This is a genomic window from Nocardia amikacinitolerans (assembly GCF_900215415.1).
Classification (GTDB): domain Bacteria; phylum Actinomycetota; class Actinomycetes; order Mycobacteriales; family Mycobacteriaceae; genus Nocardia; species Nocardia amikacinitolerans.
Map to the genome: position 1 here is coordinate 88,302 of NZ_OBEG01000005.1, position 12,843 is coordinate 101,144.

General features: G+C 68.3%; 12 protein-coding genes and 1 tRNA gene. 7 read left to right on the forward strand and 6 right to left on the reverse strand.

The window, feature by feature from the left end; genetic code table 11:
- Positions 1-2: 2 nt before the first annotated feature.
- A complete protein-coding gene (locus CRP45_RS22455; RefSeq protein WP_097246797.1) occupies positions 3-1,469 on the reverse strand; it encodes a flavin-containing monooxygenase in 1,467 nt (488 codons plus the stop codon).
- Between the two features lie 85 nt (positions 1,470-1,554).
- On the opposite strand from CRP45_RS22455, the gene CRP45_RS22460 reads away from it, so the two are divergent.
- Positions 1,555-2,610: an AraC family transcriptional regulator gene (locus CRP45_RS22460; RefSeq protein ID WP_253782614.1), complete on the forward strand. Its 1,056-nt coding sequence runs from the start codon at positions 1,555-1,557 to the stop codon at positions 2,608-2,610.
- Here CRP45_RS22460 and CRP45_RS22465 read toward each other — a convergent pair whose 3' ends face one another.
- A complete protein-coding gene (locus CRP45_RS22465; protein WP_097246801.1) occupies positions 2,611-3,390 on the reverse strand; it encodes a metallophosphoesterase in 780 nt (259 codons plus the stop codon).
- Positions 3,391-3,557: 167 nt separating this feature from the next.
- Positions 3,558-3,998: a MarR family winged helix-turn-helix transcriptional regulator gene (locus CRP45_RS22470; protein ID WP_097246802.1), complete on the reverse strand. Its 441-nt coding sequence runs from the start codon at positions 3,996-3,998 to the stop codon at positions 3,558-3,560.
- A 51-nt stretch (positions 3,999-4,049) separates the two neighbouring features.
- Here CRP45_RS22470 and CRP45_RS22475 point away from each other — a divergent pair, with 51 nt between their 5' ends.
- Positions 4,050-4,685, forward strand: coding sequence for a TIGR03086 family metal-binding protein (locus CRP45_RS22475; protein WP_097246803.1), 636 nt, complete (start codon positions 4,050-4,052; stop codon positions 4,683-4,685).
- A 202-nt stretch (positions 4,686-4,887) separates the two neighbouring features.
- Here CRP45_RS22475 and CRP45_RS22480 read toward each other — a convergent pair whose 3' ends face one another.
- The 3 genes from CRP45_RS22480 to CRP45_RS22490 form a co-directional block, all read right to left on the reverse strand.
- Positions 4,888-5,655 (reverse strand): RluA family pseudouridine synthase, encoded by a 768-nt coding sequence (locus CRP45_RS22480; RefSeq protein ID WP_097246805.1) that lies wholly within the window; start codon positions 5,653-5,655, stop codon positions 4,888-4,890.
- 153 nt (positions 5,656-5,808) lie between these two features.
- Positions 5,809-6,810 carry an adenylate/guanylate cyclase domain-containing protein gene (locus CRP45_RS22485; RefSeq protein ID WP_179830999.1) on the reverse strand — a complete coding sequence of 334 codons (1,002 nt, stop codon included), beginning with the start codon at positions 6,808-6,810 and terminating at the stop codon, positions 5,809-5,811.
- Between the two features lie 95 nt (positions 6,811-6,905).
- Positions 6,906-8,366 (reverse strand): aminotransferase class I/II-fold pyridoxal phosphate-dependent enzyme, encoded by a 1,461-nt coding sequence (locus CRP45_RS22490; RefSeq protein ID WP_097246806.1) that lies wholly within the window; start codon positions 8,364-8,366, stop codon positions 6,906-6,908.
- Positions 8,367-8,633: 267 nt separating this feature from the next.
- Between CRP45_RS22490 and CRP45_RS22495 the strand changes: the two genes are divergently transcribed.
- The 5 genes from CRP45_RS22495 to CRP45_RS22520 all read left to right on the forward strand — a co-directional run bounded on the left by CRP45_RS22495 (position 8,634) and on the right by CRP45_RS22520 (position 12,638).
- Positions 8,634-9,356 carry a ParA family protein gene (locus tag CRP45_RS22495; RefSeq protein ID WP_067785417.1) on the forward strand — a complete coding sequence of 241 codons (723 nt, stop codon included), beginning with the start codon at positions 8,634-8,636 and terminating at the stop codon, positions 9,354-9,356.
- Positions 9,356-10,363: a hypothetical protein gene (locus CRP45_RS22500; RefSeq protein ID WP_067785414.1), complete on the forward strand. Its 1,008-nt coding sequence runs from the start codon at positions 9,356-9,358 to the stop codon at positions 10,361-10,363. The genes CRP45_RS22495 and CRP45_RS22500 overlap by 1 nt, the downstream gene beginning before the upstream one ends.
- A 609-nt stretch (positions 10,364-10,972) precedes the next feature.
- A complete protein-coding gene (locus tag CRP45_RS22510) occupies positions 10,973-11,590 on the forward strand; it encodes a C40 family peptidase (RefSeq protein ID WP_097247179.1) in 618 nt (205 codons plus the stop codon).
- Between the two features lie 117 nt (positions 11,591-11,707).
- Positions 11,708-12,496 (forward strand): hypothetical protein, encoded by a 789-nt coding sequence (locus tag CRP45_RS22515; RefSeq protein ID WP_097246807.1) that lies wholly within the window; start codon positions 11,708-11,710, stop codon positions 12,494-12,496.
- 69 nt (positions 12,497-12,565) lie between these two features.
- Positions 12,566-12,638 (forward strand) — tRNA-Arg (locus tag CRP45_RS22520).
- Positions 12,639-12,843: the final 205 nt, after the last annotated feature.

Sequence of the window (12,843 nt, forward strand, 5' to 3'; positions counted from 1 at the left end):
GATCACGCGGCCCTGGTGAGGGTGTAGTCGTCGCGGTTCAGCCGGCGGGTGCGGCGGCGATAACTGGACACCGTCCCCGGCCAGTTGTTGGTGATGCGTCCCGAGGCGGTGCGGTACCAGCTGGTGCAGAAGTTCCACGGCGTGCGGGCCAGCCGCCGCTGGAGTGCGTCGTTGAATTCGCGCTCCTGCTCGCCGCGCACCTCGAGGCAGTGGCCTGGGTTCTCGGCGAGCAGCCGCACGGCCTGGCGGATGTAGCGGGCTTGGGATTCGATCATGTAGATGATCGAGCCCGCGGCGAGGTTGGTGTTCGGACCGTAGACCAGGAAGAGGTTCGGGAAATCGGGCACGGCGATGCCGAGGTAGGCGTGCGCGCCGTCGGCCCACGTGTCGGCGAGTTTGTGACCGCCTCGGCCGTAGATCTGCATCGGCCAGAGGAATTCGGTGCCCTTGAAGCCGGTGCCGTAGATGATCACGTCGGCCTCGTGCAGTCGTCCGTCCGCGGTGCGCACGCCCTCGGGCACGACCTCGGTGATCGCGGTGGTCTCGACCGCGACATTGGGCTGGGTGAGCGCGGGGTAGTAGTCGTTGGAGAAGAGCCCGCGCTTGCAGCCGATGGGGTAGTCGGGGGTCAGCTTGGCCCGCAGCTCCGGATCGGGAACCTGCTTGCGCAGGTGCCGCTCGGCGATCCGGGCGACGCCGCGCGCGATCGCCGGGAACTCGACGAGCCCGAGCGAGACGAACTCGCCTGTCGACCACCAACCGAACCGCTCCACCAGCAGCGCACCGGGCAGCTTGGCGAACAATTTGTGCTGGAGCGGGCTGTAATCGGTGTCGAATTTGGGGATGACCCAGGCCGCGGTGCGCTGGAACAGCGTCAGGTGCTCGACCTTCGGCTGGATCTCCGGGATGTACTGGATGGCGCTCGCCCCGGTGCCGACGCAGAGGACCCGCTTGCCTTCCAGTCGCACGTCGTGGTCCCACTCGGCGGAGTGGAAGGACGCGCCCGCGAAGGTGTCGATGCCGGGAATGTCCGGCAGCGCGGGCCTGGAGAGCTGGCCGACCGCGGAGATCAGCACGTCGGCGGTCCGCGCGGCGCCGTCGGCGGTGCGGACCGTCCACCGGCCGGCTTGCTCGTCGAATTCGGCGCCGGTCACCTCGGCGCCGAAGACGATGTCGTCGAGCAGCTCGTGCCTGCGCGCGACGCCGCGCAGATAGTCGTGGATGGCGTCGCGGCCGGAGTAGCGCTGCGGCCAGTCCGGCTTCGGTTCGAAGGAGAAGGAGTAGAGCGGTGATGGCACGTCGCAGGCCGCGCCGGGGTAGGTGTTCTCCCGCCACACCCCGCCGAGATCGGCGGCCCGTTCCAGGATCGTGATGTCGCGGATCCCGTTGCGCCGCAGCTCGATCGCCATTCCGATGCCGCCGAAACCCGCGCCGATGATGAGAACCGATGGCCGGCCACCAGCTGTCATGTGACACTCCTCACCATGTCGAACTGACTCCACTCTAGAACCGGCGCCGCCGGGTGCATCGAGACTTTCGGCCATAATGTGGGCTGTGGAGCGGGTGCTGGCTACCGGAATCCGCGACTGGAACTTCCCGCGCGGCATCGCCAGCGTGGCCCTGATGGTGGGGTACGCGGGCGAGCACGGTGTGCCCGCGGCACGGATGCTGGCCGATACCGGACTGACCGAGGCCATGCTCCGCGATCCCGATGCCCAGATCGACGCGCACACCGAGCTCGCGGTGATCCGCAATCTGGTCCGCGAGGTCGACGCGCCCGCGCTCGGCGTCGAGCTGGGCAGGCGGTACCGGATCACCACTTTCGGCATCTTCGGCTTCGCCTGCGTGAGCAGCCCGACCCTCGGTGAGGCGATCTCCTTCGCGCTGCGCTTCCTGGATCTGAGCTTCACCTTCTGCCTGCCGGTCGCGCACTGGGAGGCAGGCGAGTTCGTCGCGCGGGTGCACGACGAGTCGGTGCCCGCCGACGTGCGCCAGTTCCTCGTCGAACGCGACGTGACGGCCATGTACCAGGTGATGAGCGATCTGCTCGGCCGCCCGGTGCCGCTGCTGCGCGCCGAATTCCGTTTCGCGGAGCCGGAATACGCCGATCGGATGACCGAGGTGCTCGGCGTCCGCCCCGGCTTCGCCCGCGCGCACAACGTGTTCACCATCGACCCGGCGATGCTGGAACAGCCGCTGCCGCAGGCCAACGAGCACACCTGGGCCATGTGCCTCGCGCAGTGCCGTCAGCTGGTCGACCGCCGCCGCGCCCGCACCGGCATCGCGGCGGAGGTGCGCGAACTGCTCGTCCCCGGCGGGGCCGACGGTTTCGCCGCACCGCCCGGCATCGATCTGGTGGCGCGGGAATTGAACATGAGCACCAGGACGCTGCGCAGGCACCTCGACGCCGCGGGCACCAGCTACCGCGCCCTGCTCGATGAAGTGCGCCGGGCGCTCGCCGAGGAAATGCTCACCGCCACACCGCTTTCAGTGAGCGACGTGGCGATCCGCCTCGGCTATGCCGAGTCGTCGACCTTCATCTACGCCTTCAAACGCTGGACCGGCGTGACACCGGCTGCTTATCGGCGCGAGCGGATTTCGGTGCGCTGATCAGTCGGGCTGAACGCCGAGATAGCCGCCCATCGGAACTGGCCGGAAATGTGTTGTCAGGTTGTGGTTCTCGTCGATGACGTGCAGCGCGACCGCCGGGTCCGGCGCGTAATCCATGACGTGGTGCGGCAATTCGAGCTCCCACTCGCCGCCGAGTACCGAGGCCGTGCTCGGCGCGACCAGCAGCGGGCGGCCGCCGAACGTCGTCGTCGCCGCGCTGTGGGCGTGCCCGGTGAGCACGCCGAGGATGCGCTCGTCACCGGCCACCAGCGCGGCGAGGCGCTCCGGATCGGCGAGGGTGATGCCGTCGATGATCGGGCTGTGCAGGTGTACGGGCGGGTGGTGCATGGCGAGCAGGATTGGTCCGTCGGCGGGCGCATCGGCGAGCACGCGGGCAAGCCAGTCGTAGGTCTCCTCGCTCAGCGCGCCGCCCGCCTCGCCAGGAACGCTCGAATCCAGCAGGGCGACAGTCAATTCGCCGATCCGGTGGGCGTTGTTGATCGGGGTGGTCGCGGCCGGTTCGCCGAGCAGCGCGGTGCGGAAGTTGGCGCGGTCGTCGTGGTTGCCCGGCAGCGGATAGACCGGGATGTCGGAGACCAGCGCGACGCGCGCCTCGGCGTACTGCTCGGCCTTGCCGGAGTCGGTGATGTCGCCGGTCACCAGGATGGCGTCGGGCTTGCGGCGTAGGTCGGCCAGGAAGGTCATCACCCGCTCGACGCGTTCGGCGTTGCGGGTGCCGAGATCGAAGTGTGTATCGCTGACCTGAGCCACCAGGATCATCGGCGTTCGCTTTCTCTGAGGGATCGCTCCGTTGCGTCAGAGGGTGCCGTCATCGTGTGCTCGGCACTTTCTCAGGCTAGATGACCTGCGCATTGTCCGTCTTCATGAGGCTCGCCACCGGGCCGTAGGTCCTCGGTCGGGAGTGGTGCTCGTCACAAGTGGTACGCCTACGAGTCGCGCGCCGCGGTGGCGTTCGACCACAGGATGTGCAGCGCCCGGAGGAAAGCCTTGCGATCCGCCTGGGGGAGTGCTGCCAGCAGCTCGTCCTCTTGTTCGCGGATCTCGCGCTGGGCGCGGGCGCGCAGCGCCTCGCCTTCCTCGGTGAGCGAGACGAGGTTGACGCGCCGGTCGGCGGGGTCGGGCGCGCGTTCGATGAGGCCGCGGCGTTGCAGGTCGTCGAGGACGCCGATGATCCGGGTCTTGTCCGCGCCGATGGCCTTGGCGAGCGCGGCCTGCGTGTACACCGGCTCAGGTTCCAGGCCGAGCAGCACTCCGTAGGCCCACATGGTGAGGCCGTTGCGTTCCAGGACGGGCAGTTCGGCGGCGACGAGGGCGCGGCCGAGTGGCACGACCATTGCCGCGAGATCCGGTCGGTCGGGGTCTGGCATGCCTAGAAAATACTGCTTGGCAGATTATATGCAAACGCTTACGATAAGCGCATGAGTACGATATTCGAAGGAAAGACCCAAGCCAATGAGCGACTTCGCGGACTGCACGTCCGCGCCGTTCGGTTGTGCACGGACGCCGTCTCGCGCGTGCACCCCGACCGGCTCTCGGCCGAAACGCCTTGCGCGGGCTGGGATTTGCGTGCCCTACTGGCGCACATGGCCACCCAGGACCGCGGTTTCGCGGGGGCGGTGCGCGGTTCCGAGGACCCCGGCGCGTGGGAGGTGCGGGTCGCGGCGGATCCGGTCGCCGACTACCTGGCCGCGGCGGAGGAGGTCACCGCCGCCTTCGCCGAGCCCGACGTCTTCGAGCGCACCGTGTTGCTGCCGGAAGTCTCGAGCGAGCACCGGTTTCCCGCCGCGACCGCCATCCGGTTCCACCTGGTCGACAGCGTCGTGCACGCGTGGGACGTGGCGCGTTCGATCGGCGAGACGATCGACCCGGACCGGGAGGTGGCGCTGATGGCGCTCGAGATAGCGGAGGCGGTTCCGGACGGGCCGTTCCGATCGGAGCCGGGAGCGGCGTTCGCGCCGGTCGTCGCCGGGGCCGACTCTGGTTCGCTCATGGATCGGGTGCTGCGTCAGCTCGGCCGCTCGCCCGAGTGGACGCCGACCTCGTCGCGCGCGTAGACGGTTGGGGCGTACTCGAGCAGCCCGGAATATGCGGGAACAGTCGCCGGAGTTCGCGGCGGTAGCTCGCCTTTGGGCTTGGGCGCAGAGTCAGCGGGCTCGGTCCGAGCATTCCGGGGCCGGCGGTTTCCCGGGGTGGTGCGGCGCGGTGGCGGAGTCGGCTCGATGTGGAGCCGTTGGTCGCCGCGGGTACGGGCCGCGCTCAGCCGTCCACGCGGAGGAGTTCGTTAGCGCGATCGAGGACCCGGGCGGGATCGGCCGGTGCGACCGGAGCCCAGAAGTCCTCGCCGGGCGGAGCTTCCAAATTCAGTTCGGGCGGGGTTCGCCAGGAAGCGGCCAGGTCGAGTCGCCAGGAATGCAGGTGGGCGCGCGGATAGGCGCCGGACTTGTCGAAGAGCGGGTCGCCGACGATCGGGTGGCCGATCCAGGCCAGGTGCACGCGAATCTGGTGGCGGCGGCCGGTCACCGGACGCAGTGCGAGCACGGTGCGCTGCTCGGTGCGCAGCACGGTCGCGAAACGGGTCAGCGACGGATAGTTCTTGGTGTCGAGCAGGTCGGCCTCGTCGACGAACCAGCGATCGTCCTCGGTCTTGATGCTCTCCCGTGGCGCGGCGATCCGCACCCGGTTCTTCCGGCCGACGCTCAATGGCAGATCGATGACACCGCGCTCCGGCAGCCCGGTCGAATCGACGACCGCCAGGTACGCCTTCTCCGCCGTCTGCTTGTTGAATTGCCTGGTCAGCTGGCCGTGCGCGCCCAGATCCTTGGCCAGCAGCACCAACCCCGAGGTCACCTTGTCGATCCGGTGCACCGGGTACAGCGTCTCGCCCGTCGCCGCTGCCAGCTCCACGATGTCGGTGTCGTGCCGCTCCCCGGTGACCGAAATCCCCGCGGGCTTGTTCAGCGCGAGAATCGCCTCGTCCTCGGCGACCAGGCAGCGCTCCCGCAACTGCGCCCACTCGGTATCCACCCGCACGACCTTACGTCCGCACCGCCCACGGCCCGCGCCATCCCCGGTCCGTACCGCGCTGCCACATACGCCGTACACGCCTCACATAGGCATCGCCTGTGTGAGGCGTACGGAAAGTGTGTGGCACCCTGCGCCCGCCGCGCGGTGCTGGGTTCAGGGGCGGCGGAGGGCGTGGGGGCGGAGGCGGTTGAAACCGCGGACTCGGACGCTGCGCAGGTGGCGCACGGCGAACTCGGGGTCGTCGGCCAGCTCGGCCGCGGCCTTGTCATCGATGAGGACGGTGCCGGGACGGGCGACGCCGGTGAGGCGCGACGCGATGTTCACCACCGACCCGTACAGGTCGCCGAAGCGTTGCAGCACCGGGCCGTAGGCCAGCGCGACCCGCAGGTCCGGGGTGCCGCCGACCATCATGGTCGACTCCTGGATGGCCAGCGCGATGCGCGCGCCCGCCTGCGCCGTCTCCGCCGCGAACATCACTTCGTCGCCGACGTGCTTGATCACCCAGCCGCCGTTCTCGCTGATGGCCTCGGTGGTCGTCGACTCGAACGCCTCCAGCAGTGTGGACAGCTCGTCGGGGTGCAGGTGCCTGGTCAACCTGGTGTAGCCGACCATGTCGGCGAAGCCGACCGCCAGCTCCCTTGTGGAATCCTCGGCGGGGCTCTCGCTGTCGAAGGAGCGGGCCAGGGCAGCGGCCAGGTGCCTGCGCCAGGCGTAGGTCTGCAACTCCTCGAGCACCGAGACCGTCTCCTCGGTGGCGATCCTGGCGATCTCGGCCGGGTCGGTCGCACCGTCGCGCGAGGCGTCGGCGACCTTGGCCGCGATCTCGGCGAGCACCAGATCGGCCTGCCATTCCGCGAGCCGGGCCATGGACTGACCGAGGGTGCGCGCGGCCGCGGCCTGCTGGCGCACATCGGAGGCGGCGACCACCTTCAGACCGCGGAAGTGCCGCACCGCGTCGACGTCGGCATCGGTGTAATCGACGGCGTCGTCGGGATTCTCGGGAAAACCGAGCGCGGTCCACAGCCGCTTGGAGATCGACGGCGACACCCCGGACCGCTCGGCAACCTCGGCGCGGTTGTACCTGCGCTCGCCAGCGAGCAGGTACGCCTCAACGACGGACTGGACGAGCTCGGAAATCTCGGTCGTCGACATGATCGCCACCTTACGGCCACGCCGCGCGCGGGTGGAGTCCGTAGTCGGAGCGTTGGGGGACCTCACAGGAGCGCGCGGGTGCGTGGGTTCGCCGCGTCTCAGTCACGCACGACGCGCACCGTATCGAGGCGGGAATCGGCGGCGTCGGGCACGTTCATCCCCGCTTCGTGACCGGACTTCAGATAGTCCACGACCGCCTCGTTGAGCCGCTCGCCGGGCACCACCGCCGGAATGCCCGGCGGATACGGCGTGAGCTGCTCGGCCGCGATCCGTCCCGGCGCCTTTCCGATCGGGACCACCTCGACCTCACCGAAGAACGCGTCGCGCGGCAATTCGACCGTTTCGAGCTGCAACTCTTCGGGGGAGGGCAGCCTGATGTCCGGCGGCCGAGGGTCTTTCAGCTGGTCGCGCCACGCGGTCATGCCCTCGACCAGCGAGGTGATGGTGTCCTTGTCGTCGGCCATCGACAAAGTCGCGAGAACCCGGCGGTGATCGGCGAGCCCCATGTCGAGGTTCCGGTGTTCGCGCAGCCAGTCGGCGGCGTCGTAACCCATTGCGCCCGTTGCGGATACATCCATCAGCACCTGGAGCCGATCCAGGTCGTGCGAGGCCTCCATGCCGAGCAGTTCGTCCTCCATCACGTCGATGCCGGGTATACCGTCCAGCTCGATACGGGCCTGGTCGGCCACGCGCAGTGCGGCGTCGAGCAATTCACGCCCGTGCTGCACCATCTGCCTGCGCCAGCCGTCGAGCGCGGTGTAGACGAGCACGCTCGGGCTGGTGGTCATCAGCAGATCGGCGCAGGCGCTGAGCCGCGCCGGATCGACCAGGTTGCCTTGCAGGTGGAACACCGAACCCTGCTCGAAGCCAGCGCCCATCTTGTGCACGCTCACCACGCACAGATCCGCGCCGACATCCATGGCCCAGGTGGGCAGCGCCGGATGGAACGGCAGGTGCGCGCCCCACGCCTCGTCGACGATCAGCGGTTTGCCGCGCTCGTGGCAGACCGCGGCGATGCCGCCGATATCGGCGCAGGTGCCGTAGGGGCTCGGGCTGACGATCAGCGCGCCCGCCGCGTCGGGATTGCGCTCCCACGCCTCGCGCACCTGCTGGGGCGAGGGCGGATGCGAGAAGTGCCGCTCGGCGTCCCAGCGCGGGGTGATCCAGTGCGGCCGGACGCCCGCGAAGATCAGGCCGGCGACGATGGACTTGTGGCTGTCGCGGGCCACCAGCAGACCCCCGCCCTGGCCGCCCGCCACGGCCATCATCGCGGCCTTCACCGACAGCGAGCTGCCGCACGTGGAGAAGAAGGCGGTGTCGGCGCCCACCGCGTCGGCCATCAGCGCCTCTGCCTCGCTCAGAAAGCCACCGCGGGCCAGGCGGTCGTCGAGACCAGGCCCGACCAGCACATCGGAGCGAAACGCGTCCCGCCCGATGGCGTCGAGCACGCGCTCGTCGACGCCGCGTCCCTGCCGGTGCGCAGGCGGGGTGAACCCGTACCGGCCCGCGCGGTGGTACGCGGCGAGCGCGTCCACCAGGGGAGCTTGTGAGTGGTCCATGGTCGGGAGCTACCCGCTGTGTTGCGGGCTAATCGCTGGCTGACCTGGGGAGGGCGCCACCAGGAGAATTGTTAGCTTTGCTAATTAAATCGGCTCCCGTATGTCAGCCCTATCCGGGTTTGCTGGCGCCGACCACCATAGGCCGCTGTGTCCAATTGGACACGGTCGCCGAAAAAAGACGTGTCTCAATCAACGGTACTTCGCTTGTGCTGTGTAAGACTCGTTCCGCCAGAGTTTCTTGCACTCCTCACACTCGGAGGACTGTCCATGACGAATTCTGTTGCGCTCGACCTGCCCAAACCCCTGGTGATCACTTTGGGGAATCTCAAGGGCGGTGTCGGAAAAACGACCTCGGCCTTCTTCTTGGCCTGCTATTTCGCCAGGGTGCACGAGCTGCGCGTGCTGGTCATCGACGCGGACCCGCTCAGCCAGACCGGATATTCCTGGTACCGCAGGCTGCTCAAAGGCCGGGTCGAAGTGCCGTTCGAATTGATCGCCTTTCCGTCCCGGCACGTCGACGACTGCATACACGACAACGCGAACAAATACGACGTGGTCATCGTCGACGCGGGCGGTGAATCGGCGGAGATATTCAAGGCGGCGATTCCGGCCAGCGACGAATTGATATTGCTGACCAGTGTGAGTCCGTCGGAGGTGAAGCGCGTGCCGAGTACCTACCGGGCCGCCGCGGAGGCCGCCGCGGGGACCGACCGGGAAATCCGGGTGCGAGTGCTGATGACGAAGGTGCCGGTCACCATGAAGAACGGCGTCAACGTCTCCACCGAATACCGAACGCAGCGCGGCAATCTGGAAGACGCGGGCTACGACGTGTTCGCGTCGTATCTGAGCGCGTGGAAGTGGTACCGCGAGGCCGCCGACGGTGAGGTCGGCGACGGCGCCGAGAACCCGATCGCGGACCTCGGTGAGTACCGGCAGGTCGGAGACGAACTGGTCGCTCCGTACCGCGTCGCGGTGGAGGTGTCGGCCTGATGCCTCCACAACGTAGGAAGGGTTCCATCGGCGGGTCCGCGAATCCACTGTCCGACAACGCCGAACACACACCGCCCGTCTCGCCGCTGCGCGACGCCGAATGGCGCTCCGAGCGGCTCCGGCCGGTCGCGGAGGTGCTCGCGGAACCGCGCGGCACGGAAACCCCGCCGGCTACGCCGGATTCGCCGTCCCGCGAGCCGGTGGCGGAGCGGCCCGGCGAGGCGCAATCGCTCCGGCAAGCCGCGCCCATCCCGAACGGGCCCGCGCCGCAACCGAATGCGGATCCGCCGGTGCGGCCGCCGGTGATCGCGAATCCGACGTCGACGGCGACGGAGAAGCTGGCCGACGTGCTCACCATGCCGCTGCCCGCGGCCGGCGACGGTCCGCTGAACCGGCGCGAACAGGAGCAGCTCAGCGCGTGCGAGTCCTCGATCGACTCGCTGCGCATCGCGTTCTGGGCGGCGGGCCGCGCGTTGCAGATCGTGCGGGACGGGCGTCTCTACCGCGCTCGGTACGCCACGTTCGACGACTACGTCGAGCAGCGCTGGGATATGCAGCGGTCCTACGCGCACAAGCTGATTCGCGCGTGGCCGCTGGCCGCCCGACTGCACCCGGTCGCGCCGACGATCAACGAGGGGCAGGTTCGCGAGCTGCTTCCGGTGGCCGCGGAGCACGGCGAGGACGCGGCGGTCACCGTGTACACGACGATCGCGGGCGGCCCCGGCGGGAAGGTCACGGCGGGCAAGCTGCGCGAGGCGATCGCGTTGCTGCCGGAGCGATTCGACGAGGCGGAGGTGGTCGAGCGATTGCAGGCCTGGCTGCGCGGCGAAGTGACCGAAACGGGCGGCGATCGGTCGGTGGATCTGTTCTCCACGATGGAATCGCGGCTGGTCGCACTGAGCAGGCGGGTCGTGAAGGGTTCCAGCGGCGACCCGGCCGCCGCCCGCGAATTCGCGGCCCGATTGCGCACGCTCGCCGAACAGATCGAGGAGCAGATCACCGCCTGATTCCGCGCGAAACGGCGCCCCGCTACGGAAATCCGATCCGTGCGGGGCGCCGTCGTATTTCGGTCGGGAGAAAAATGAGTTTCTTTTGGTTATTGTTTTGTTATCATCAATTTGCGTGTTGGGGTTTACCGGTGCCGTTTATCTGTGCAAGATGAACGCTCGGATCCGCTGGACTGAACACCGTGATGGTTTTCGAATCGAATTCGAAGGTCTAGGTGATGTCCTGCCCCGCCGGAGCACCCGGCGCCGCACGATATGAGCCGAAGGTCTTCGATATGAGCATCGGAGGACCGCATCATGGCATCAACCGCTGAGGGTCGATATTCGCGCTTCGTGCGACGCGCGATTTTCTGGAGCCTGGCCGCCGCCGCGGCCGCGTTCGGCGCCCTGCTCCTTGGCGCCGGACAGGCATCGGCCAAACCGATCGAAATTCCCGGCATCGGCGCTTTCGAAGTTCCGGACGTCATTCCGGTACCGCCCAATTTCTCCCAAATCGATTATCCAGATATTCAGGTGGACCCGGCCGAAGTCGTTCCGGCCGTTGTGGATCGCTCCACCGATATTCCGACGCTGATCGAAATCCCGGCCGCCGATATCCCGGCGGTGGATATGTCGGACATCATCTACGTGGCGGACCCGCCCGCCCTCCCGGTGACACCGGCGCCCGCGCTCGCCGAACCCGCCGAGGTCGTCTACACCACCCCGATCGCGGTGATCGAATTCGCGGCCACCCCGGGGACCCCGGCGACGCCGGCGAAGCCGGAGACCGTGCCGACGACGCCCGTCGATCTGTTGCGCACCCATCTCCCGTACCTGGCCGAACTGCTCGAACCGGTGCTGCCCGCACCGCTCGCCCCCTTCGTGCCGCAGGTCGTCGAGGAACCGTCACCCGGCGAGGTCGCCGTCGAGGCCGCGCGCAGCAAGATCGGCTCGAACTACAGCATGGGTGCGACCGGCCCCGACGCCTTCGACTGCTCCGGGCTCGTGCAGTGGTCCTATGAGCAGGCAGGCGTGGACGTGCCGCGCACCAGCTATCAACAGCTGTCCTCGGGCACGCCGGTGTCGCAAGACGAACTCGAACCTGGTGACATGGTGTCCTTCTACGGCGGCGGCCACTCGGGTCTGTACGCCGGGGACGGCCAAGTGATCCACGCGTCGACGTACGGCACGGGTGTCGTGATGTCGCCGATCTCCTCGATGCCCTACGCGGGCGCCCGCCGATACTGATGGTCGCCTGGTGGCTCGGCTTGTGGGCAGTGCGGGGCGTGGACGCCCATCCCCCGATCAGCAAGCCGTCAGTAAACTCGGACTCGGGGCCATCCGTGTACGGAAGGCGGGCGAACGATGGAGTGGCTGCTGGTTTTGATAGTGGTCGTGGCCGTGGCGATCTTGCTGCTCATGCGTGGGCGCGAGGGGAAGCAGCGGACGGCGACCGAGTTGGCCGACGCGCTCGCCGACGCCCGTCAGGTGAACGAGCGGCTCGCGGGTCAGATCTACAACCTGAGCGGCAGCAACGATGCGGCGAAGCAAGCTCTCGTGGACGCTTCGGAGCGATACGCCGCCGCGGGCTCGCAGCTCGACCAGGCCGCAACGCCCGCCCAGGCCAGGCTCGCGAAACAGACTGCGCTCGAAGGTCTCTACTACATACGGGCCGCCCGTTCCGCGATGGGAATGGACCAGGGCCCGTCGATTCCCGAGCTCGACGGCCAGGCCGTGGCCGGGCGGGTGAGCGAGGATCGGGTCATCGCCTACGAGGGCAGAGAGATCGCCGCATCGCCCAATCCGTCCTCGGCCACGCCGAACTACTATCCCGGCGGCCGCGTCGCCGGACGGCCGGTGCCCGCGGGTTGGTACTCCGAACCCTGGTGGAAGCCCGCGCTCATCGGCGGCGCGTGGGGAATCGGCTCCGCGCTCTTGTTCACCTCGCTGTTCGCGGGAATGTCGGGCGTGGGATACGGCGCGCAGGGGTTCGAGAGCGGTTACGGGGAGGGGTATCAGGATGGCGTCGCGGCGGGTGACGAGTGGGGATCGGATACCGCGCCGTACGACGGGGGTGGGTACGACGCCGGATACGAGGGCGGGGGCTATGACGGCGGGGGCTTTGACGGCGGGGGCTTCGACGGCGGATTCTGAGCGGAGCGATCGGCGCGATGCTGTTCCCGGGCGCTCGACCCGGTAGACTGCGACCGTCCCGCCTAACCAGCCTTCGTAGCTCAGGGGATAGAGCACCGCTCTCCTAAAGCGGGTGTCGCAGGTTCGAATCCTGCCGAGGGCACCCTTGGATCGCGCCCGCGGGCCGATCCTTGCCCCCTATCCGGGTGGCGATCCGGTTCGCGCGTTGTCGTACCGCGAAATGCATTGCTACGCAAGCGTTCTCGTGCGCATCGCCACCAAATCCGGGTCTATCGGCACATCTTCGTCGGTTCGGCCGATCGAAAACGCCCAGTCGAGCGCGGCCGACGGCGCCGTTGCGATGGATA